General features: G+C 68.8%; 18 protein-coding genes. 9 read left to right on the top strand and 9 right to left on the bottom strand.

All coding sequences use genetic code 11. The annotated features are described in order from the left end of the window. Window positions 1-51: 51 nt before the first annotated feature. Genes QN239_RS29280 through QN239_RS29295 form a run of 4 tightly spaced genes read left to right on the top strand, consistent with a single transcriptional unit; the run spans window position 52 to window position 2,636 of the window. Window positions 52-612 (top strand): hypothetical protein, encoded by a 561-nt coding sequence (locus QN239_RS29280; protein ID WP_499015757.1) that lies wholly within the window; start codon window positions 52-54, stop codon window positions 610-612. A gap of 15 nt (window positions 613-627) precedes the next feature. After that, on the top strand, window positions 628-1,251 hold the full coding sequence (locus tag QN239_RS29285; protein WP_090358632.1) for a TIGR03085 family metal-binding protein: 624 nt from the start codon (window positions 628-630) through the stop codon (window positions 1,249-1,251). A 10-nt stretch (window positions 1,252-1,261) separates the two neighbouring features. Beyond that, entirely contained in the window at window positions 1,262-2,200 is a 939-nt protein-coding gene (locus QN239_RS29290; protein WP_090358630.1) for an LLM class F420-dependent oxidoreductase, read from the top strand. Between the two features lie 40 nt (window positions 2,201-2,240). Then, entirely contained in the window at window positions 2,241-2,636 is a 396-nt protein-coding gene (locus tag QN239_RS29295) for a hypothetical protein (protein WP_499015760.1), read from the top strand. Between the two features lie 5 nt (window positions 2,637-2,641). On the opposite strand, the gene QN239_RS29300 is transcribed toward QN239_RS29295, so the two are convergent. The 4 genes from QN239_RS29300 to QN239_RS29315 all read right to left on the bottom strand — a co-directional run bounded on the left by QN239_RS29300 (window position 2,642) and on the right by QN239_RS29315 (window position 7,971). Beyond that, complete coding sequence (locus QN239_RS29300) at window positions 2,642-4,156, bottom strand: dynamin family protein (RefSeq protein ID WP_090358626.1); 1,515 nt, start codon at window positions 4,154-4,156, stop codon at window positions 2,642-2,644. 22 nt (window positions 4,157-4,178) lie between these two features. Next, window positions 4,179-6,026, bottom strand: a complete 1,848-nt coding sequence (locus tag QN239_RS29305) for a dynamin family protein (RefSeq protein WP_499015763.1) — start codon at window positions 6,024-6,026, stop codon at window positions 4,179-4,181. A 78-nt stretch (window positions 6,027-6,104) separates the two neighbouring features. Next, window positions 6,105-7,184: an IniB N-terminal domain-containing protein gene (locus tag QN239_RS29310; RefSeq protein WP_499015764.1), complete on the bottom strand. Its 1,080-nt coding sequence runs from the start codon at window positions 7,182-7,184 to the stop codon at window positions 6,105-6,107. 259 nt (window positions 7,185-7,443) lie between these two features. Further along, window positions 7,444-7,971 carry an Rv0340 family IniB-related protein gene (locus QN239_RS29315; RefSeq protein WP_499015766.1) on the bottom strand — a complete coding sequence of 176 codons (528 nt, stop codon included), beginning with the start codon at window positions 7,969-7,971 and terminating at the stop codon, window positions 7,444-7,446. 196 nt (window positions 7,972-8,167) lie between these two features. On the opposite strand from QN239_RS29315, the gene QN239_RS29320 reads away from it, so the two are divergent. From QN239_RS29320 to QN239_RS29330, 3 genes are all read left to right on the top strand, one after another. After that, complete coding sequence (locus QN239_RS29320) at window positions 8,168-9,982, top strand: Hsp70 family protein (protein ID WP_499015768.1); 1,815 nt, start codon at window positions 8,168-8,170, stop codon at window positions 9,980-9,982. Window positions 9,983-9,991: 9 nt separating this feature from the next. Further along, on the top strand, window positions 9,992-12,499 hold the full coding sequence (gene iniR / locus QN239_RS29325) for an isoniazid response ATPase/transcriptional regulator IniR (protein WP_499015771.1): 2,508 nt from the start codon (window positions 9,992-9,994) through the stop codon (window positions 12,497-12,499). Between the two features lie 304 nt (window positions 12,500-12,803). Further along, the gene (locus tag QN239_RS29330; protein WP_499017009.1) at window positions 12,804-15,794 is read left to right on the top strand and encodes a heterodisulfide reductase-related iron-sulfur binding cluster; all 2,991 of its coding nucleotides are present in this window, start codon (window positions 12,804-12,806) and stop codon (window positions 15,792-15,794) included. Window positions 15,795-15,854: 60 nt separating this feature from the next. Here QN239_RS29330 and QN239_RS29335 read toward each other — a convergent pair whose 3' ends face one another. After that, window positions 15,855-16,256 (bottom strand): hypothetical protein, encoded by a 402-nt coding sequence (locus tag QN239_RS29335; RefSeq protein ID WP_499015773.1) that lies wholly within the window; start codon window positions 16,254-16,256, stop codon window positions 15,855-15,857. A 107-nt stretch (window positions 16,257-16,363) separates the two neighbouring features. On the opposite strand from QN239_RS29335, the gene QN239_RS29340 reads away from it, so the two are divergent. Together QN239_RS29340 and QN239_RS29345 are read left to right on the top strand one after the other, a co-directional pair. After that, window positions 16,364-17,638, top strand: a complete 1,275-nt coding sequence (locus QN239_RS29340; RefSeq protein ID WP_308206723.1) for a pyridoxal phosphate-dependent aminotransferase — start codon at window positions 16,364-16,366, stop codon at window positions 17,636-17,638. Between the two features lie 31 nt (window positions 17,639-17,669). After that, window positions 17,670-18,911 carry a YibE/F family protein gene (locus QN239_RS29345; protein ID WP_499015776.1) on the top strand — a complete coding sequence of 414 codons (1,242 nt, stop codon included), beginning with the start codon at window positions 17,670-17,672 and terminating at the stop codon, window positions 18,909-18,911. On the opposite strand, the gene QN239_RS29350 is transcribed toward QN239_RS29345, so the two are convergent. From QN239_RS29350 to QN239_RS29365, 4 genes are read right to left on the bottom strand one after another with little or no spacing between them, the layout of a single operon-like run. Continuing rightward, window positions 18,908-19,276 carry a nuclear transport factor 2 family protein gene (locus QN239_RS29350; RefSeq protein WP_499015777.1) on the bottom strand — a complete coding sequence of 123 codons (369 nt, stop codon included), beginning with the start codon at window positions 19,274-19,276 and terminating at the stop codon, window positions 18,908-18,910. The two genes, QN239_RS29345 and QN239_RS29350, sit on opposite strands and share 4 nt — an antisense overlap. A gap of 9 nt (window positions 19,277-19,285) precedes the next feature. Then, window positions 19,286-20,011 (bottom strand): maleylpyruvate isomerase family mycothiol-dependent enzyme, encoded by a 726-nt coding sequence (locus QN239_RS29355; protein WP_499015778.1) that lies wholly within the window; start codon window positions 20,009-20,011, stop codon window positions 19,286-19,288. Window positions 20,012-20,013: 2 nt separating this feature from the next. Continuing rightward, on the bottom strand, window positions 20,014-21,324 hold the full coding sequence (locus tag QN239_RS29360; protein WP_499015780.1) for a cytochrome P450: 1,311 nt from the start codon (window positions 21,322-21,324) through the stop codon (window positions 20,014-20,016). A gap of 19 nt (window positions 21,325-21,343) precedes the next feature. Next, window positions 21,344-22,945, bottom strand: a complete 1,602-nt coding sequence (locus QN239_RS29365; protein ID WP_499015781.1) for a DUF7159 family protein — start codon at window positions 22,943-22,945, stop codon at window positions 21,344-21,346. Window positions 22,946-23,035 lie beyond the last annotated feature (90 nt).

Below are 23,035 nucleotides of genomic sequence, written 5' to 3' on the forward strand. Positions count from 1 at the left end.
TGCGACCAAACGTTCCCGAAGCAGCGACACTCCAGCCGGTAGCCTCGACGTGTGACGGGCAGGGGGATACGAGCAGCGGTGTGCGCGGCCGCGATCGTGGTCACCCTGGGCGGTTGTTCTGACCTGATCCACGGAAAACCCACCGGATCGCCCGACAACAACGGTGTCGAGCCGACGGTGCAGACCCCGCGCCCCAGTCGTAGCACGGCCGTACCATCGAGCCCGCCCAGTCCGTCACCCACCGCTCCGACGGCCACCGCCGCACCTCCCGGCGCCGACACCCTCGCCCCGCAGAACGGGTACGTCTTCATCGAGACGAAGTCCGGGCTGACCCGCTGCCAGATCTCCACATCCGAGGTGGGCTGCGAATCCCAGTTCCAGAACGCCCCCGTGGTGGACGGCGCCCCGGCCAATGGCGTGCGGCTCACCGCCGACGGACAGGTCCAGTGGATCCTCGGCAATCTCGGCGATATCCCGACCGTCCCCCTGGACTACAAGACGTATCGGGCGTTGGGCTGGACCATTGCCGCGTCCGCGGACGGGACCCGGTTCACCAACGATGGCACCGGACACGGCATGTTGGTACGCACCGAGGGCGTGCAGACCTTCTAGACGGGAGACGAACAGATGTCGGTGGCACGACGCGAACGCGCGGCGCTGGTCGCGACGATGCGCGGGACCGGGCCCGACGCCCCCACCCTGTGCGAGGGCTGGACCACCCGCGACCTGGCCGCGCACCTGGTCGTACGGGAACGCCGGATCGATGCCGCGCCCGGCATCCTGATACCCGCCTTGGCCGGCTACACGGCCAAGGTGCAGGAGCAGGTGACCGCCGCCAACGACTGGGCCGAACTGATCGACAAGGTCGCCTCGGGTCCGCCGGCCTACTCCCCGTTCGCCGTCCTGGACCCCTTGGTGAACGTCGCCGAGATGTTCATCCACCACGAGGATGTCCGTCGTGCTGGAACAGATTGGGAGCCAAGGGTTCTCGATGACGAGACGGTGAAGGCCCTGACTCGCCAGGTTGCTCAGTTCGCGCGGATGACGCTGTCGAAATCACCGGCAAGGGTCAGTCTCGCCACCCCGGACGGCAAGGTGCTGGCCACCGCCGGCAAGGGTGCCCCGGTGACGGTCACCGGCGAACCGGGCGAGCTGCTGCTGTTCGCCGCGGGCCGCGAACCCGCACAGGTGACGTTGCGTGGCGACGACGATGCGGTCGCCGCGCTGCGAGCGGCCCGTCGCGGGCTCTAGTGTTGTTGACATGGGAACAACCGACTTCCGTGTCTTCGTCGAACCGCAACAGGGTGCCACCTACGGTGATCAACTCGCCGTGGCGCAGGCCGCCGAGAAGTTGGCGTTCTCCGCGTTTTTTCGATCGGACCATTACCTGGCCATGAGCGGTGACGGCCTGCCCGGCCCCACCGATTCGTGGGTGACTCTCGGCGGGATCGCCCGCGAGACCTCGACCATCCGACTGGGCACCATGGTGACCTCGGCCACCTTCCGCCATCCCGGCCCGCTGGCCATCGCCGTTGCCCAGGTCGACGAGATGAGCGGTGGCCGAGTCGAATTGGGGATCGGCGCGGGCTGGTTCGAGGAAGAGCACCAGGCCTACGCCATTCCGTTCCCGGCGCTGGGCGAGCGGTTCGACCGGCTCACCGAGCAACTGGAGATCCTCACCGGGCTGTGGGGTACGCCCGCTGGCGAGACCTTCGACTTCACCGGCACGCACTACGCCGTCAAGAATTCGCCCGGACTGCCCAAGCCCGTACAGGCGCCGCTGCCGATCATCATCGGCGGCAAGGGACCCAAACGCACCCCGGCACTGACCGCCCGGTTCGCCACGGAGTTCAACATCCCGTTCGACTCCCTCGAGGCGACCTCGGCCCAGTTCGAGCGGGTGGCCGCGGCCGTCGACGCGGCCGGCCGCGCACCCGAGTCGGTCACCTACTCCGCGGCGTTCGTGCTGTGCGCGGGTCGCGACGAGGCCGAACTGACCCGCCGCGCCGCCGCCATCGGGCGCGAACTGGACGAGATGCGCGGAAACTCCCCGACGGTCGGCACCCCGGCGGAGATCGTGGACAAGCTGGGCGCTTTCACCGCGGCCGGTGTGCAACGCGTTTACCTGCAGGTTCTGGATATGTCAGATCTCGATCACCTGGAGTTCTTCGCATCCGAGGTCATCGGGCAACTCGGTTGACCCAGCAGGATGGCGCACCGCGTGATTACTATCGGTGCCCGTGACGGACGAGCGTAAGTGGCATGAACGCACGTCCACGCTGACCGCCGCCAGCCTCGCCGCGTTGGCCGCCATCGCGCTGATCGTCTGGGGGGCGTTGTTCGTGTCCCGCCAGTTCAACCAGCCCGAACAGGCTCCGACGGAATTCGTCACCCCCAGCTTCTCCGACACTTCGGGACGGTCGACCTCGGCTGCCACGACCACCACCGAGACGATCACCAGCACCAGCCCGCCGGCCACCACCGATATCAACGACCCGGACGCCACCACGTCATCGACGACGTCCTCGACCACCACGACGACGACCCGCCGCACGACGAGTCAATCCCGCGACGACGAGACCACCACGACCCGCCGCCGGCCTCGCTTCAACGAGACCAGGACGCTGTCCCCGTAGCGCGACTACCTGCCTTGCGCGTGATACTCGGCGACCAGCCCCTCAGCGCTGCGCACCGCCGCCCGGCACGCCCTGGTGGTGAACGGATCGTTGAGCGGATGGTCGGCGCGGCGGCGCCAGCGTTGCGCCGCCGCGAAGGCCGCCCGCGGGCCGTCGTAGGGATCGGCCGATCCCAGCCCCAGCCGGCTGGCCGCGTCCGTGCCGGACCCGCCGATCAACCGGCGCAGCGACGCCATCTCGTCGTCGTTCAACGTGGTTGGCCGGGAACGCAATTGACTCAACAGCCGGAGTTCCTCGAACGCGTGCGCATCGGCCAGCAGCGGGTCGATGTCGGCCAGGATCTGCCTGCTGGCGTAGATCGGGTGGACCTGGACGAACCGCCGCAGGGCCAGCAGTGCGGTATGTGCCTTGAGCAGATCGGAGCGCTGCGCGAACTGCTGGTCGATGACATCGCGCAGGGCGATCAGCCCGCTGCGTTCCAGCAGTTCGTCGGCCAGCGCCACCGAGTCGCTGATCCCGGCGCGCAGCACCGCGATCGAGATCCGGATCCCGAACATCCCGAACCGGTCGAGCAGGGCGGCCCGGGTCGCGGCGTCCACCGGCAGCGAGCTGTCTTCTCGGACGAACCGGTCCACGCTGAGCATCGCCTTGGTCAGCTCGGCCGGTTCGACGGCCGCCAGCTTCTCCAACGCGACGAACTCGCTCTGCCGCAGGGTGCGTGCCGTGAGCGCCAGCAGCCCGGACACCGGGACGACCGCCTGGCAGATCCCGGTCTTCTCCATCTCGGCGGTGAACCGGGTCGCCACATCCCGGGCCGACAGCATGGCATCGATGCGGCCGGCGCCGATCTCGTCGGCCCTCGACGCCACCCCGATCACGCCCAACGCACTGGACGCGCCCGCCTCACCGCCGACCAGTTCACCGATCTGGGTGAGCAGCCCGATATCGGCGGCGTTGAGGGTGCGCAGCAGGAACACCACCGCGTCCACCCGCGGCACACCGTCCTCGGGAATCAGCAGCCGCAACGTACGCGCGGACACGTCGCGCGACAGCGACGAGGTGCCGGGCGTGTCGATGATGGTGGTGTCGATGAGTTCGGCGGCCGGCCACTGCACGTCCAGGTCCTCGATGTCACCTTCGTCCAGGCCGTCGAAGCTGAACGTCAGACTTCGCCGATCCGGGCGGTCGCCCGGAACCCGCACGATCGGCACGTTCGAGCGCCGGCCGCCGCGGTGGTTGGCGGTGACTTTCGGGGTGGGACCGTGCCGGAACCGGGTGACCAGGCGGGTCGCCTCGGTGGCGTCGGTCGGGGCGATGTCCTCCCCCACCAAGGCGTTGACCAGGGTCGATTTACCTGCTTTGAGGGTGCCGGCCAGGGCGATGCGCATCGGCTCGTTGAGCCGGTTGCCGATCCGCAGCAGTTCGTTGTGCACGTCGGGCCGGTCCCGGTATGCCGGATCAGCCTGATACGCGCGGATGGTGCCGCCCAGAATCGCGCGCACATTGTCACTGGTGCTCATACGGGCGACCAGTTTAAGCGGGTCAACCTGCCGCGGACAGTTTGTCCGCGTTGTCGATGACCTGCCGCAGGATGTTGAGCTCGCGCTCCAGCTCGTTGATGCGGGTGTTGCGCTCGTTCTCTTCCAGCTTGGCCGATGTCAGAGTGGCCTGCAGCGACTCGTTGAGTGAGCGCGACGCCTGGTTGGCGATACCCCGGTAGTGGTCGCGCAGCTGACGCTGGATGGCGCGCAGCCGATCTCGAGACTCCTTGTTGACCACGAACGACACGTCGTCGATGAACCGGCGCATGCTGGTCTTGGCTTCGTTGCGCACCCGCGACATCCGGTTCTCCATATCCTCCTTGTACGCCTTGCGCCCCAACAGAAGTCCCGCACCCAGCGACAACGGGTTGAACATGCCCAGCCCCGCGAACGAGGTCAGCATGCCGAACATCAACACCCCGCCGTAGGACCCGCGCATCCCGGTGACCACCTTGTGGCCGGCTTTGATCGGTTTGGCGTCCAACCGCGCAAGTGCCTTGAACTCGCCCAGACTGGCGCCCATCTCACGCGCGCTGACGTGCGGCGCCTCGATGACATCCAGGCCCGCCTCGATGAAGGTGCGGGCCACCTCGGCGGCCAGCGCCTCGGCCCGCTGGAAGGCCCAGACGAAGTTGTCGCCCACGGCGGTGGCGATGGCGTTCTCCAGTTCGGCGCCGATCTCGGCCCAGTGCTGAGTGGGGTCACAGCCGTCGATCACGCCTTCGGTGTGGGCGGTGATGTGCCGGAACCTGTTCCGCAGATCGTGATCGATATCGGCGGTCAGGTCGGCGATCCCGTCGTTGAGCACCTGCTGCCACAACGCGGTCTGGGCCAGCGCGTCCTGGGCTTCCTGCGTGCGCCGTTCGAGGTCGGCGGCGAGCTTCTCGCGGGTGTCGGGGTCGTTGAGCGCTGACAGTTCGGCTTCGGCCACGAGTGCGAGATGATCTGCTGCGGCGCGAATCTCGTCGATCACGTGATCGCGGACGCGATCGGTCTCCCGGGACAACACATTGTCGCCCAGGAAGGCGACCAGCGCCGGGAAGTTGGACTCCTCGTTGAGGTCCTTGTCGTTGAGCGTGATGGCGTGGCTGCGCAGCACCGAACTCACCGGAGTGATCGGCGTGCTGAGGCCGGCGCGCTGCAGATGGGCGGCGTTCGCCGCGACGATCTCCCGCCAGTGCGGGTACAGGTCGATCTTGGTGGCCAGAATTGTTGTCAGCGGGCATATTTCGACGGCCTGCCGGATGAAGGTCAGTTCGGGCTCGGTGAATTCCTGGCTGGTGTCGCTCACCATCAGCAGCGCATCCGCCTCGGGTAGCAGTCCCAGGGTGGCCGACAGGTGCGGTTGGCCGTGGCCGCCGACGCCGGGGGTGTCGATGAAGGTCAGACCGTTCTTGAGCATCGGGCTGGGCACCCCGACCTCGACACGCAACACCTCACGGCCCTGCGCCGCCGGGGCCTGGCGCAGATCGTTGCGCAGCTCCGACATGTCGATATCGACGAATTCCGGTTCGCCGTCGGGCCCGGCGACCGCCAGCCGGGCCGACGCGGTCTCGGCGTAGTGCACCACGGTGGCCAGCACCGTGCTCTCGTCATCGCCGACCCGCGCCACCGGCATGTTCAGCAGTGAGTTGAGCAGCTGGCTCTTGCCCTGCTTGAGCTGGCCGGCGATGACCACCCGGATCTGTGGGTCGGTGATCCTGTCCTTGGCGATGCCGAGGCGCTCCACCAGGTCGGCGCGGTCGTGCGCGCCGGCGATCCGGGAGCTGTGGTCGATGAGCTCGACGATCACGTCGACGGGTCTGGCCGGCCTGCCGGCCGCGACCTTGCCATCCTGCGGTGCTGTCATCTCATCCTCTCCAGACCATCACACTCCCATGCGCGCCGATTGGCGGGGACCTTGCGGTCCCCGCCAATCGGGTGTCGATCAGAACGCGTGGAAATCGGTGTGCGGTTCGATGTTCGTGGTGTTGTGCAGGTCGGTATCGGCGTAGGTGTTGATACCGCCGGCCTGGTGCACCGACTCGTCGGTCACCGTGGTGTGCACGGAGCTGTCCTCGTGGACCGAGCTGTCGGCGTGCACCGAGCTGTCGATCGTCGAGTGTCCGCTGACCGAGGTGGTGGTCGTCGTGTGGCTCGAGGTGTCCACCACGCTGGTGTTCCCGCTGCCCAGGTCGTGTCCGACCGTGGTCTGGCTGCCGCCGACGGAGGTGGTGTTGGTCGAGCCGTGGCTGTCGTTGATGACGATGCTGCCACCGCTGCCACCGCTACCGCCGCCGGCGTGCCCGCCGCCCAGGATGCCGCCGCCGGCGCTGGCGCCGCCACCGTTGCCGCCACTCGTGTCGACATCCTTGATGACGGGCCCGCTGTTGTGCGAGATGACGTCGCCACCGGCGGTCTGCGAGCTGTCGTGGACCTGGTTGCCGGCCCCGACGATCACCGGCGAGTGGCTTCCGGTCAGCACGTCGTGGACGTTGGTGTTGCCGTCGCCGACGGTGTTGTCGTGGCCGGTGGTGACGGTGCCCTTGTTCTCGCCGTCGACCACCACGCCGCCGTTGGTGGCGGTGGTCGTCGTGGTGGTCTTGCTGCCGAACAGGGTGATGTCACCGAAGCCGAGGTTGAACGCGCCCTGCTGGGCGTTGGCGCCGGCGTCCTGGTTCGGGCTGAGCACCGGCACGTTGTTGTGGCTGGCGAAATCGGTGCTGTTGTGGCTGGCGAAGTCGGTCTGCGGCGCGAACGTCGGCTGCGAGGTGTAGGAGGTCTGCGGCGAGAACGGGGAAGCGAAGTTGTGGTAGCTGGAGACCGCGTTCTGCAGCCCGTACACCGGGTCGCCGTTGCCGAGTGCGACGCCGGCCGGTGCCACGCTGGCGGCGACCGAGGCGAGCTGGGCGGCGCTGACGTTCGGCAGGCCCGCGTCCCGCATCGCCTGGTCGGGGTCGGCGACGAAGGCGGCCGCGATGTCGGGGCTGCGGAACAGGTCGAGGATGTAGTCGATGATCGTGGTCATGGGAGTGCCTTTCTGAGTGGCTTTCTGGGTGGCGCTTCGGTAGGTGCTTCTGGTCTGTTTCCGGGTGGTCCGGCGAACTGAAGACAACGTTATGGGTGGCGAGCGACGGCGGAAACGGGGTCGAAACCCCTGCCTTCACAACCCCCATCAGGGGTATAGGGGGTAGGCCCATTAGGGGGTTAGGGGATGGCGGGGGACGACCGCTCCCGGACACGAAAAAGCCCGCTCCCTTGCAGGTGAGCGGGCTTTTCTAGGCAGGTCAGCCGAAGATGTCGAAACCACCGTCATCGACCGGCAGGTGATGATCGCTGTCGGTGGCCTGGTTCCAGTGGGTGTCCAGGCCGGTGTCGACGACCGGCACGTCGTCGACCGGGTGCGGATCCGCAGCAAAGGTCGGGACGTCGGCGGAGTAGTCATCGACCACGGTGGGCACACCGTGATCGAAGGCATCCGGCAGCGAGTTCACCGCCGCGTGCAGATCGTCGGTGACCACGACCGGCACGTGATCGCTCACGCCACCGAAGTCACCGAAGGAGTCGAAGGCCGCCGTCGCGGCTCCACTGGTCCAGACGTTGCCGCCGGGGTCGAATCCCAGGTCGGCGCCGCCGGTCGACACAGGCGAGGACAGCGACTCGCTGACCACGGGGATCAGGTGGTTGACATCGGCGGTGGTGACATCGGTCAGGTGTGCATCGGCGATGGCCTGATTCGGATCCGCGGCGTAGCGCGCGGCCGCGTCGGGATCCCGCACCAGCGACATGACGAAGTCCAGCAGTTCATTGGCCATCGTGCCACCGTCCTTTCTGTGAGTTCCCTCGATGTTATCGGTGCACGTCGAGGCGCAAATCGGTGTCGAACCCACCGCGACGACGCCCGGGTTAGGGGATGCCCCATTAGGGGTTTCGACACGTTAGGGGGATTGACGCGTACCGGTCTCGGCTACCACTAAGGTGAGGGCGTCACGGCTGTCGACGGGAGATCACATGGGCGACTCGCTCGGGTTGTCGATAGGGACAACCAATCTGGTGGCGGCCCGCGAAGGCCGGCCGCCGGTCGTGCGGCGCGCGGTGCTGACCCTGTTCAACGACCGCCCAGCCGAGGTCGGCGTGCCAGGTGAGAACCCCAATCTGAACCAGCCGGGTCTGGTGCTGGGTGGGTTCGTGGACCGCGTGGGCGATCCCATCCCCCTGGTGGCCTCCGACGGTTCGTCACACCCCGGCGACCAGGTGCTCGCCGAGGCGCTGGACGCGATGGCCCATACCGTCGGCGGTGGCCAGCCCATCACCATCGCCGTGCCCGCGCACTGGAGCCCGGCCGCGGTATCCGCCCTGCAGATCGCCCTGCGCGCCAAGCCCGGCCTGTCGTCGGCAACCCTGGTGCCGGATTCGCTCGCGGCCCTGGCCGGCCTGCGCAGCGGCCCCGGTCTGCCCGCCCAGGGTGTTGTCGCCCTGATCGATCTCGGCGGCAGCGGCACCAGCATCACGCTGGCCGACGCCGGCGGGAATCTGGCGCCCATCGGCGCCACCCAGCGCTATCCGGACTTCTCCGGGGACCAGATCGACCAGGTGCTCCTCAACCACGTCCTCGCCGGCATCGCCGAGGCCAACAACACCGACCCGGGCAGCACCGCGGCGGTCGGTTCGCTCGGCAGGCTGCGCGATGAGTGCCGACGGGCCAAGGAGCGGCTGTCCGCCGAGACCACCGCGGTGGTGCGGGCCGAATTACCGGGCTACACCTCCGACATCCGGGTCACCCGCGCCGAGCTGGATCAGGTGATCGAAGCCCCGCTGGCCGGCCTGCTCGGTGCCATCGACGAAGTCTTGCAGCACAACAGAATTCCCGTCTCCAGCGTGTCGGCCATCGCCACTGTCGGTGGGGGCGCGGCGATCCCGCTGGTGACGCAGCGGCTGTCCGAGCGGTTGCAGGCGCCGGTGATCACCACCCCCTATGCCCAGGTCAACACGGCCGTGGGCGCGGCCCTGGTGGCCGGTCTGGCCTCCGAGGCCGCGGCCGCAACGGGTTTGGCGCCGGCGGCAAGCCCGGATGCCGCGCCGACCGGCCTGGCCCCGACCATGGGGTGGGCCGGAGCCGCCGCGCCGCCGACCGCGGCCGCCCCGGGTTTGGCGTGGTCAGAGGACAACCCGCTTCCGACCGGTGAACCCCTGCCCTACGAGGGCCCGGATTACGACACCGGGTTCAGCAGCGCCCGTCCCGAGGTGGCCTTCACCCCGCAGGAGGAGGAACTCCAGGACGAGGCGGCACCCCTGCCCTGGTACAAGCGCCCGCCGCTGCTGTTCGGCGCGGCTGCCGCAGCGGTACTGCTGGCCGGCGGTGGCCTCGCGGTCACCCTGACCGGCACCAGCGGTCCCGGCGGGACAGTGATCGAGACGGCGACGAGCTTCTCCACCCAGCCCGGTGAGAGCACCGCGGCCCCGCTGACGACGGAAACGGTGACGGTCACCGGTTCCGACGGCATCGTCACCACCTCCGAGGTACCGCCGCCGCCCCCGGCGAGCACCACCACCACGACGACGACACCGTCGACCACCAGCTCGACCACGACCACCACCACCACGACAACCACCACTACGACCACGACGACCACCACCACGACCACCCCGCCCACCACGACGACGACCACCACCACCCAGCCCCCGACCACGACGAAACCGCCGACCACCTCGGCCGCGCCGCCGACGACGACCAAGGCGCCGGAGCCCGTCACCACGACGGCCGCCGCGGCGGCCACCGTCACCCAGGCGCCGCAGACGACGGTCGTCGTGTCCGGTAACGAATAGCGCGCGCCCGTGGGCCTGGGCGAGCGCAGCGACGGGGGCCAGCCGGGTGACCCGCTCGCCACCCTGATCGACGCACCGACCGAACCGGCCAAGGTCCTGGTGTCCGGGGGTATCGGCACCGGCAAGACCACGCGGATCAACGCCGTGCGCACCGCGCTGCGCGGAGCCGGCCGGCCGGTGTCCTCGTCGGTACCCGCCGGATCCGAAATCGGCAGTGCCGCAATCGTCATCGACGATGCCCAGTTGCTCGACGACGCCGACCTGGTTCGGCTCACCGCGCTGGTCGCCCGGCCCGAGCTCACCGTGTTGGTCGCCGCCGAACCGCTGGCACACCGTCCCGCCCTGGGCGGCCTGTTCACCGCCCTGGCCCGGGAGAATCCGGTGCTCACCCTCGGCGCCCTGCCGCCCACCGAATTTGCCGGTGTTCCACACGAATTGGTGCGCACCGTGCAGGCGGCCACCTCCGGCCTGCCGTTTCTGGTGGGCCCGGCGGCGCGGGCCATCGCGGAGGCCATCGGTGCGCCCGACGGGGAATCCGCGGTCACGGTCATCGGCGCCGCTACCCGGGTCGCGCTCGTGGAGCGACTGCACCGCCTCGATCGGGCGGTGCTGGACACCCTGCTGCTCTGCTCACTGAGCCCCGGACTGGGCGCCGACGATATCGCCGCCGCGCTGCGGGTCGACGCCGACAGCGCACAGGATCTGATGGACCGCGCGCGGGCCACCGGGCTCCTCGACGCCGCCCACCGCCGGCCGTTCCTCGGCATCCTGCACCGCGCGGTCGCCGAGATCCTCGGGGCTGCCCGGCATCACGACACCGAGCTCGCCCTGCTCCGATCGCAAACCGAAATCGGCTTGCTCTCCGCAGATCTCGCACTCAGGATGGCCGAGCACGGAATGCGGGACGCCCTGCTCGCCGACACGCTGATCGCCCTGGCCACGGCGAACCGCGCCCAGCCCGCGCGCGCGGCCCGGCTGTACCGGGCGGCCGCCGACGCCGGTGCGGGACCGGGCGCGCACAGCGCCGGATTGGCCGACGCCCTGGCGATGACCGGTGACTGCGCGACGGCGGCCCGGTTGGCCGACGGGCTCCTCGGTTCGGCAGATCCGGCCGAGCGCGCGGCCGCGGTCCGGATCGCCGCCAGTGTCGCCGTCCACGACGGCGCCGCGGGGCAGGCCGCCGATCTGTTCGCCTGGCTGGGGCCCTACCCCGATGCCTTCGTCGGATCGGCCGCGGCGATCGTGGCCATCGGGGCCGGCAATGCCGAGGCGGCCCGAGCCGCACTCTCGGTACCGGATTCCGGGCCGCCCACCTCGACTGCGCGAGCGGCACGCAACCTGGCCGACGGTCTGCTGCAGACCCTGGATCAGCCGTTCGCCGCCGCGATCGGGCGGTTGAGCCAGTCGATCACGGCCGAACGCACCGATACCGGCGTCGCCCCGGACAGTCCCGCCGCGCTTGTCACGCTGGCCGCCCTGCACGGGGGTGACGCGGTGCGGGCCCGCAGCATCATCGGACGAGCCGTCGGTGCCGACGCGTCCGACGATCACGGCTTCACCGGGCCCCGGCACCGACTGCTGCTGGGCTGGGTGCGCATGCTCGACGGTCAACTGAGTGCGGCGAGCGCGGATGCCGCGTCGGTGCCGTCGTCGCTGCATCGCCGCGACGCGCTGTGGTCGGCGGCGCTGCGCACAGCGATCGCCCGCCGCGGAGGTGACGGCGGGGCGACGCAGAAGTACTGGTACGCCGCCATGGACGTGCTGGCCGAATACTCCCTCGACATCTATTGCACGCTGCCGCTCGGGGAACTCTGGGTGGCGGCGGCCCGGCTGCGCCAGGTCGACCGGGTCCAACACCATATCGACGAGGCGTTCGCCCTCTTGAGCGCGCTCGGCGACCCGGTGCTCTGGTCGGTGCCACTGCATTGGGCGGGCGTGCACGCCGGGATCCTGGCCAACTCCCCCGATGCCGTCGCCCCGCACGGTCAGGCGCTGGCCGCCGCGGCCGGGCAGAGTCCGTTCGCCCGCAGCCTGGCCACCGCGGGCCGCACCTGGTTGCGCGTGCTGGCCCATCAGGTCGATCCAGACGAGGTGACCGTCGCGGCGCGCGGGTTGACCCGGTTCGGCCTGACCTGGGATGCCACCCGACTCGCGAGCCAGGCCGCACTACACACCCCGGACGGGAAGGTGTCCGGTGCCATGCTGGCGCTGGCCCGCGATCTCAAATCCGATATCCAGAATGCCGAGACGGCCGAACGGGACGTGCCGAGTGCACCGGCCCGCGCCGCCGCTGAGCCGGCCACCTCGATGCCGACCTGGGCCCGGTTGTCCGACCGGGAACGTGAGGTCGCCGAGCTGGTGCTGCAGGGGATGCCCTACCGCGATATCGGCAATCAGTTGCTGATCTCCGCCAAGACCGTCGAACACCACGTCGCCCGCATCCGCCGCCGGCTGGGCGCCGAATCGCGGTCGGAGATGTTGTCGATGTTGCGGGCGCTGGTGGGCACGCCGGCCTGAGACGCGACTGTGGTGACCACCACATCTGGCGTTTGCCGGATACCGACCGCAATGCCTTTACACAGCCATCGGCCAGTGTCACCAAGACTTTTCCGGTACCGGCGGACCCAGGTCGCCGGGTCCCGTCACGGGGCTCCGCTGGGTGACAAAGAGTGAGTTAGGTCAGCCTTGCTAGCGGCGCTTCCCGGCCGGATGCAACTATGAGCAGGCATCTAGCCTAAGTTACTGGCGAGTAACACACCTTAAGTTACCAATGAGTAACTTAAATTACGGGAGGCCCGCGGTGGAAGACAGCCTGGAGCACATGCTCACGACGGGGCGGTTGATCCTTGGTTTGTTGATGACCGCGATCGTCTTGGTGTTCGCCGCCAGGCGCGTGCTGTGGCTGACGAAGCTGATCAACTCGGGCCAGAAGGTCGGCGACGAGCGCGGCCGCAAGGACCATCTGGTCCGGCGCTTCCTCAACCAGAACAAGGAAGTCTTCGCCCAGTCGAAGCTGCTGAAGTGGTCGATCCCCGGTATCGCGCACTTCTTCACGATGTGGGGCTTCTTCGTCCTCGGCTCGGTGTACGTCGAGGCCTACGGTGTCCTGTTCGACCCCGAATTCCACATCCCGATCGTCGGCCGCTGGGCGGTCCTGGGCTTCCTGCAGGACTTCTTCGCCCTCGCCGTGCTGGCCGGCATCATCGTCTTCGCCATCATCCGGGTGACCCGTGAACCCAAGAAGCTCGGTCGCGAGTCCCGCTTCTACGGCTCGCACACCGGTGGTGCGTGGGAGATCCTCTTCATGATCTTCCTGGTCATCCTGACCTACGCCATCTTCCGCGGTGCCGCGGTCAACGTGCTCGGCGAGGACTTCCCGTACCAGTTCGGCGCGTTCTTCTCCGACGGCATGGCCGCCCTGCTGGCCCCGCTGGGACACACCGCGAACGCCTGGATCGAGACCATCGCACTGATGGGCCATATCGGCGTCATGCTGGTGTTCTTGCTGATCGTGCTGCACTCCAAGCACCTGCACATCGGCCTGGCCCCGATCAACGTCACCTTCAAGCGCCTGCCCGACGGTCTGGGTCCGCTGCTGCCCATGGAGCACAAGGGCGAATTGATCGACTTCGACGATCCCGCCGAGGACGCCGTCTTCGGTCGCGGCAAGATCGAGGACTTCACCTGGAAGGGCTACCTCGACTTCACCACCTGTACCGAGTGCGGCCGCTGCCAGTCCCAGTGCCCGGCCTGGAACACCGGTAAGCCGCTGTCGCCCAAGCTCGTGATCATGAACCTGCGCGACCACATGTTCGCCAAGGCGCCCTACCTGATCGAGGGCAAACCGATGCCCGAGGACGGTTCGGTCGACTTCGCCGAACTGGGCGACAGTTTGCACGGGCACGGGGTGCCCGAGGACGGCTTTGCGCGCATCGAGGGCCACGGCCCCGAGCAGGCGCTGCGCCCCCTGGTCGGCACCCTGGAGCAGGGCGGCGTCATCGATCCCGACGTGCTGTGGTCCTGCACCAACTGCGGTGCCTGCGTCGAGCAGTGCCCGGTCGATATCGAGCACATCGACCACATCGTCGATATGCGCCGCTACCAGGTGATGGTCGAGTCGGAGTTCCCCGGTGAGCTCGGCGTGCTGTTCAAGAACCTGGAGAACAAGGGCAACCCCTGGGGCCAGAACGCCAAGGACCGCACCAACTGGATCGACGAGGTCGACTTCGACGTCCCTGTCTACGGCCAGGACGTGGACTCCTTCGAGGGCTTCGAGTACCTGTTCTGGGTCGGCTGCGCCGGCGCCTACGAGGACCGCGCGAAAAAGACCACCAAGGCCGTCGCCGAGCTGCTCGCCACCGCGGGCGTCAAGTACCTGGTGCTCGGCACCGGCGAGACCTGCACCGGCGACTCGGCGCGGCGCGCCGGTAACGAGTTCCTGTTCCAGCAGCTCGCGGCGCAGAACGTCGAGACCATCAACGAGCTGTTCGAGGGTGTCGAGACGGCCAAGCGCAAGGTCGTGGTGACCTGCCCGCACTGCTACAACACGATCAACCGCGAGTACCCGCAGCTCGGTTCCGACTACACCGTCGTGCACCACACCCAGCTGCTCAACCGCCTGGTCCGGGACAAGAAGCTGATCCCGGTGACCTCGGTCGACCAAGAGGTCACCTACCACGACCCGTGCTTCCTGGGTCGGCACAACAAGGAGTACGAGGCACCGCGTGAGCTGGTCGGTGCCGCCGGCGCGAAGCTCACCGAGATGCCCCGGCACGCCGATCGCGGCCTGTGCTGTGGCGCCGGTGGAGCCCGGATGTGGATGGAAGAGCACATCGGCAAGCGCGTCAACACCGAGCGCACCGAGGAAGCCATCGACACCGGCGCCTCGGCGATCGCCACCGGTTGCCCGTTCTGCCGCGTGATGATGACCGACGGTGTCGACGATGTCGCCGCTACCCGGGATATCGAGAAGGTCGAGGTGCTCGACGTCGCTCAGCTGCTGCTGAACTCGTTGGACACCAGCATCTACACGCTGCCCGAGAAGGGCACGGCCGCCGCGGCGTCCGCCGCCCGCGCCGAAGCACGAGCCGAGGCCGAGGCCAAGGCGCAAGCCACCGCCGCAGCAGCTGCTCCCGCGGTGGAACAGGCCGAGCCAGAAGCCGCTACCGAATCCGCTTCGACCGCTGCCGCCGACGTCAAGCCGGTCACCGGGCTGGGTATGGCCGGTGGGGCCAAGCGCCCCGGCGCCAAGAAGGCCGCTCCCGCGGCTGCCGCCCCGTCCGCCGAGGCGGCACCCGCCGCACCGGTCAAGGGTCTCGGTATCGCCGGTGGGGCCAAGCGCCCCGGCGCCAAGAAGGCCGCTCCCGCGGCTGCCGCCCCGTCCGCCGAGGCGCCCGCCGCCGAGGCCGCAGCTCCCGCTGCCCCGGTCAAGGGTCTGGGTATCGCGGGTGGAGCCAAGCGTCCCGGCGCCAAGAAGGCGGCTCCGGCCGCACCGGCGGCGGCACCTGAGCCCGTGGCCGAAGCGCCGGCGGCTCCCGCCGAGCCGGCAAAGCCGGAGCCCCCGGTCGTCGGTCTCGGTCTCGCCGCCGGCGCCCGCCGTCCCGGCGCCAAGAAGGCGGCCCCGGCCGCTGCCCCGGCCGCGCCCGCTCCGGCGGCCGAGCCTGCAGCGGCAGAGCCCGAGCCAGTCGCCGAAGCCCCCGCGGCACCGTCGTCGAACGGTGCGACCGGCAACGACGACCGCGTGGTGGGCGACGAGGCCCCGGTGAAGGGCCTCGGCATCGCCAAGGGCGCACGCCGCCCCGGCAAGCGCTAAATCTCAGCGATTTGTGCACGTTTAGCGGCGGTTACCGCCGCTAAACGTGCACGAATCGCGTCAGATCTGACGTAATTGGAATGGCGTCTGGCTCAGAATGCCGCCCGGGCAGGCGCCATTCGAGTCGGCGGAAATCACCCCGCCCAGTGTTGCCGGATCGATTGATATCGAAATGACGGCCGGCTGGTAACTGCCTTCATCGCAAATGAAGCCGTCGGGTTTGGTGACCGAGAAATTCCAGCGGCCGTCCGTCAAGGTCATGGGGCTGGTCCAGCCCTGATTGCTCGCGACCGAGCCGGTACAGCCGGTCAGACCGCAGGTGCTGGCAATGGTCCAGACATTCTCGGCGTCGCCGCCCGCATAGGTCCCGTTGAGCAGTGGTGGGTCGGCCTGCGCCGACGCAGCAAATGCGAGCGCGGTGGCAGCAGCGATCCCGAATGCCGCGCCCATCAAACGTGTCATCGACGTCATAGTGGTTCAGGAACTTAACACCGATCACGCAGAAAACTTCGACCCCGACGTCAAATTGCAACCTTGTCCGGAAAATCGGTTTGCGGGCCCGTGGGAGAATTAGCCGCGTGAGCACCAATCAGCTGTCGTGGCAGAACACTGGCCAGCACCCGCGGCCGCGGACGTTCGCGCAGTCCACCAAACTGCAGGACGTTCTCTACGAGATCCGCGGGCCGATCCACGAACACGCCTCACGACTGGAGGCCGAAGGCCACCGCATCCTCAAGCTCAACATCGGCAACCCGGCCCCGTTCGGTTTCGAGGCACCCGATGTGATCATGCGTGACATGATCCAGGCCCTGCCGAATGCGCAGGGTTACTCCGACTCCAAGGGCATCCCCAGTGCGCGGCGCGCGGTGTTCACCCGCTACGAACTGGTCGACGGCTTCCCGAAGTTCGACGTCGACGACGTCTTCCTGGGCAATGGTGTCTCCGAGCTCATCACCATGACGCTGCAGGCCCTGCTGGACAACGGCGATCAGGTGCTCATCCCCGCGCCGGACTACCCGCTGTGGACGGCATCCACCTCACTGGCCGGCGGCACCCCGGTGCACTACCTGTGCGACGAGACGCAGGGCTGGAATCCCGATATCGCCGATCTGGAATCCAAGATCACCGACCGCACCAAGGCGATCGTGGTGATCAACCCGAACAACCCGACCGGCGCGGTGTACACCCGCGAAACCCTCACGCAGATCGCCGATCTCGCCCGCAAGCACCAGTTGCTGCTGCTGGCCGACGAGATCTACGACAAGATCCTCTACGACGACGCCAAGCACATCGCGATGGCGTCCGTGGCGCCCGACCTGCTGTGCCTGACGTTCAACGGGCTGTCCAAGGCCTACCGGGTCGCCGGTTACCGGTCGGGCTGGCTCGTCATCACCGGCCCCAAGGAACACGCCACCAGCTTCATCGAGGGCATCAGCCTGCTGGCCAATATGCGCCTGTGCCCGAATGTGCCTGCACAGCATGCCATTCAGGTCGCCCTCGGCGGACACCAGAGCATCGACGACCTGGTGCTGCCGGGCGGACGCCTGCTCGAACAGCGCGATGTCGCATGGACCAAGCTCAACGAGATCCCCGGGGTGTCCTGCGTCAAACCCCAGGGCGCCCTCTACGCGTTCCCGCGGCTGGATCCCGAGGTCTACGACATCCACGACGACGAGCAGCTGGTCTTGGACCTGCTACTGCAGGAGAAGATCCTGATCACCCAGGGCACCGGATTCAACTGGCCCACACCGGATCACCTGCGCATCGTCACACTGCCCTGGGCCCGCGACCTGTCCAAGGCCATCGAGCGGCTGGGTAACTTCCTGGTGAGCTACCGCCAGTAGCGGCTCAGCCGGACCGCCTACCCTTGGGCGGGTGACGCACTCGCACGGGCATTCGCACTCACTGGACGGCCCCTCCCCCCTGGGGCCGCTGGCCGCCCGGATCGTGGTCGGCCTGCTCGTGGCCATCGGTATCGCGACCGCCATCGGCGCGGTGTGGCTGTGGCCGACCCAGCAGCGGGTCGATATCCCGCTGCCCTTCCAGAACTCGACCGGCGGCGCGGTCACCACCGAAGCCGGCCGCGTGCTGTCCACGCAGATGGCCAACTGCGGCAGCCCGTCCACCGGCGCCGTGCTCACCGGCACCCCGCAGGAGGCCCCCGACGGCGGCGGCCGGTGCGTGCACTCGTTGGTGTCCATCGAGTCCGGACCCAATGCCGGTGCCGACACCCTGCTGGAGTTCAGCGGCGGCCCGGGCCAGCCGCAGCTGGCCGCGGGCGATCACGTACGGCTGAGCCGCCAGGTCGACGACGCCGGCGCCACCACCTACGCCTTCTTCGACTTCGAGCGGACCTGGGCGCTGGTCGGGCTGGCCGCGGCGTTCGCCATCGTGGTCGTCGCGGTGGCGCGCTGGCGTGGCCTGCGGGCACTGATCGGCATCGTGGTCGCGTTCGCCGTCCTGGTGGTGTTCCTGCTACCAGCCCTGCGCGACGGCGCCTCGGCCGTTCCGGTCGCCCTGGTGGCGTCTTCGGCCATCCTGTACGCGGTCATCTATCTGGCCCACGGCGTCAGCCTGCGCACCAGCGCGGCCCTGCTGGGGACCTTGACCGCACTCCTCGTGGCCGCTGTGTTGTCTTGGGGTGCAATCGAACTGGCCCAGCTGACCGGGCTCTCGGAGGACCAGAACAACGAGGTCGCGGCATATCTGGGACATGTGTCGATCACCGGCCTGTTGCTCGCCGGGTTCGTCATCGGTTCCCTCGGTGTGCTCAACGACGTCACCGTCACCCAGGCGTCGACGGCCTTCGAACTGGCCGAGCATGCGACCTCCCGGCGGGCCATCTTCACCGGCGCCATGCGGGTGGGCCGCGATCACATCGCCAGCACCGTCTACACCCTGGTGCTGGCCTACGCCGGTAGCGCGTTGCCCCTGCTGCTGTTGTTCAGCGTGGCCAACCGTTCGCTGGGTGACGTGCTGACCAGTGAGAGCGTGGCCATCGAGATCGCCCGGTCCGCGGTGGGTGGGATCGCGCTGGCGCTGTCGGTGCCGTTGACGACGGGTATCGCGGCGGTGCTGGCGACGCCGGGACCGCCGCACCAGAAGCCGGGCGGCTAGACCAGATCGTCGTCGGAGAGTTCCGTCGCCGCCAGCGCCGCGTCCAGGCTGTCATGCCGGAACACCGACGTGACGTGGTCGTGCACCACCCGGAAGGCCGAGCCGAAGGTGTCGGCGTCCGCGCCGTCATCGCCGGTGACGGTCTGCTCGGCCACCACCACGCCGTCGTGCACATACAGCCGGCCCACGGTCACCGTATCGCCCAGCGTCTGCGCCCAATCCCGTAACGCGGTGCGTCCCTGCGCGGCGCCACCGGGATCGCCGAACTCGATGTCATCGCTGCACAACTGATCCAGCGTGTCGAAATCCCGGGCGTTCAGGGCGTCATGCCAGGCGAGGACGGTCGCGATCTCGGAAGTACTCATGCGCCAACTCTAGAACGGGGTGTTGGCCAGCCAGTCATCCCATACGGCGGTGTCACCGAGGACTTCGACACCGTCGGTACGGCGGCGGGTGATGGCCAGCAGCAGGTTCAGTGCGGGACCTCGCACGGCGGCATCACCTTTGGCGTGCGCATGCGACCAGGCCAGGCCGTCTTCGTCGTTGACCACCAGCCACTCCCCCGTCGGGCCCAGCCCGTCGTCGGTGGCATGCAGGTGTAGTCGCTGCCCCGGGGCGAGCCCGTGTCCGCGTGCCGTGCTCAGCTCGATCCACTCGCTCACGCCGTCCGCGGCCAGTCCGACGGGCAGGGTGAATTCCGCGCCGACGGCGAGGTCGGCATCGGCGCGGTGCACGGTCTGTTCGTGCACGCGGCGGCGCACCCACCATCCGGCCGGGCGCGGCCGCAGGAACGTCCACACCTTCTGCGAACCCACGTGGTCCACGGCATCGAGGACCAGCTGGGCGCCGGCGTTCAACCAGTCGATGGCGGCGTCGAGATCCTCGGGTGGCTTACCGTTCGGAACGTCGCGCGGATCAAGCGGTTCGGTCAACCGTTCGCTGATAATGGTTGCGCACCAACGGTTTCCGCGACCCACATGACGGAACAACTTGTTCAGCGTCCAGCCCGGACAGGTGCCGACGGGTGTCGATGGATCCGCCTGGCGGATCACCTCGCCGAAGAGCTCGGTCTGCTCGAGCAGCACCGCCCGGAAGTCCACACCTACGACCGTAGCGCGGGACGGGCTTCCCCGAGGGCGATCGGCAGGGTCGACCACCCGCGCAGCACGCGGGTGTCGCGCCGGACGCCGGTCCCGGCCAGCCGTGCGTGGGGATAGCGCGCGAAGAACGTCTGCAGTCCGACCTCGCCCTCGGCCCGCGCCAGCGCCGCACCCAGGCAGAAGTGCCTGCCCGCGGAGAACGACAGGTGCCGTCCGGCGTTCTCGCGTTCGATGTCGAAGCGGTGCGGATCGGCGAACACCGCGGGGTCGCGGTTGGCGCCGGCCAGATGGAGGATGATCAGCTCACCGCGCTGCACGGCGGTGCCGGCCAGATCGACGTCGCGGCCGGCGATCCGGGCGCTCATCTGCACCGGCGAATCCAGCCGCAGGATCTCCTCGACGGCAGTGGGCCACAGTTCGGGCCGCGCGGCCAGGGTCTCCAAGTGCTCGGGGTGGTCCAGCAGCATCCTGATGCCGTTGCCCAACAGGTTCACCGTGGTCTCGAAGCCCGCCGCCAGCACCAGCCCGGCCAGAGCCTTCAGCTCGCGTTCGGTCAGCGGTTCGCCGGCCGCGCCGCCGTCGGAGGCCGCGATGATCTGGCTCAGCAGATCCTCACCGGGGTTACGGCGCAGCTTGCGCAGGTGTCCGCCCAGCCAGTTGTCGAATCCGGCGATACCTTCGTCGACCTGCTGCGATTGCGCCCAGGTCAACCCGATATCCAAGCTGGGGGCGGCCAATTCGCCGAAGTGCAGAATGTTGGGACGGTCCGGTTCCGGGACCCCGAGGATGTCACCGATGACCGCGACAGGCAGCTGCGAGCAGTACCGGTCGACGACATCGACGGTGTCACCGCCGAGTTCGTCGAGCAGTTGATCGGCGCGTTCCTGGACGCGTTCGCGCAGCCGGGCGACGGCCCGGGTGGTGAACACCGAGGAGACCAGCTTGCGCATCCGGGTGTGTTCGGGCGGTTCGATGGACAGCAGGGACGGCGGCTCGATCGGGTGCAGCAGGTCGTTGGAGGTGTGCTCGACGATCCAGCGCAGCGGCTTGGGCAGGTTGATGCCCAGCGAGCTGACCCGCCAGTCCTCGGACCGCAGCACCTCGTGTGCGACGGCGTGGTCGAAGGTGAGCAGTACCGCGCGGCCCCGGATGACCGGGCCCATCGCACGCATCTCATCGGCGAAGGCGCCCGGGTCGGCGCGGGCCTGCGGATCGGCGATCAGCCGACCCTGAGGGTCGCCCCGTCGCGCCGCCACCGCGGAAAGTCCGCGCACCACCCCGTGTAGAGCAAGCCAACGAATCCGTTGCCGCATGGGTGCGAGCTTACGGCTGTCAGCGGGGCGCGCAGAAGATCAGGAAGCACGGGCCGCTCTTCTTCGGCCCGTCGTCGCCGCGATCGCCCCGGCCATTGCCGTTGCCGTTCCCATTGCCGTAGCCGCCCTGATTGCCCGAGCCGGGGTACCCACCGTTGGAGCTTCCGGGGTACTGGCCGGGATAGCCGCCGTTGGAGTTACCGGGGTACTGGCCGGGATAGCCGCCGTTGGAGCCACCCGGGTATTGGCCCGGGTAACCACCGTTGGCGCCGCCCGGATATTGATCCGGGTAGTCGTTGTCGGGGTACTGCTGTTTGGGCGGATCCCATGGGGCACGGAACACCGGGTGCGGCCACTGGAATACCGGCGCCGGTGCCGGCGGGGGGACGTAGACCGGGACCGGGTCAGGCACCGGTGCCGCGGGGGCCGGCGCCGGTGGCGGAGCGGCGGGCTCGGGGGCGGGCGCCGCCGGAGCGGGCGCCTGCTCGACGTAGACCTTGCGTGGTTGCGGGGCTTCTTGCACCACCGGGATCGGGGCCTTGATGGTCTCTGCCGGAGGTGGCGGTGTGGCCGGCTGTACGGGCGCGGCCTCGGGCACCGGTGCGGGTGCGGCCGGCTGTGCGCTCGGCGCGACCGCGTTCTGCGCCGGCGAGGGACGCTGATCGGCGGTGGGCCGGATGCTCACGGCCAACGACACCGCAAGCGCCACGACACCGACGACGAAGATCGAGGTCAACGCGCTGCCGACCAGGAGGAACGGCTTGCGGTCCTCCTCCACCGGCGCGGGTGTTTCGGCGAACGCGGCGTCGACGTCGCCGGCGAACAGCGGTGCCGCTGCCGGCGGCATCGCCAGTTGGGTGTCCGCGGAAGCCAGGGCGAATGCCGAGCCGGCGGTGGGCCCGTCGGGATCCTGTGAGTACGCCAGGCCGACGGTGGACGCCTCGAAAGTGGGGGCGTTGGCGGCGGCCAGTGCGGCACCGCGGGCCAGCGCCAGCTCGGATTCCTCCGGTGCGCTGACCGGGATGTCGACCAGGTGCTCCAGGTGCTCCTTCACCGAGGACACGTCGACGCCGGAGCCGACGACGAACATGCCTTGCGGCGCGGATTCCCGGCCGGCGACGGCGGCGGCCATATCGGCCAGTACGGCCATGGCGTCGGTGCTGTGCAGGCTGCGGCTGAGCACCTTGACCACGGATCCGTCGTCGCCGTTGACGACCGACAGGGTGGCGGTGTCGCGGTCCAGGAACAGCAGCGCGGTCGAGTGGTAACCCACCGCGGCGCCGGCCGCCTGGGCCAGTGCGCTGGCGGCGTGCAATTCGGACACCAGCATGACGTCGGCGATGCCGTGCGCGGCGAGTGCGTCGCGCAGTGTCGCGGCTTCGGTGTGGTCGGTCCAGGTGACTCCAATATGGGCCAGATGGTGCCCGCCGGCTTGCGCGCTCTCCTGCGTTCCGAGCACCGCTGCGACCACTTGATCGGCCGCGCTGGGAGTTGCCGAGTCATTCGACGGCGACACCGGGAAGACATCGTGATCGACGGTGGCTCCGTCGGCCTTCGCGCCCTCAACCAGCACCATTCGCACCGTCGTAGGTGTCAATGACACACCTAATACGATGTCCACTTAACCCCTCCAAAGTGTTTGCTGCACTATCCAGGTCGCCGAGCCCGCCCCCTGCGGCACAAAGCGCCGACTAGATAGTTCATCGCCCTC

This window comes from Mycolicibacterium sp. Y3, assembly GCF_051188035.1.
Lineage (GTDB): Bacteria > Actinomycetota > Actinomycetes > Mycobacteriales > Mycobacteriaceae > Mycobacterium > Mycobacterium fluoranthenivorans.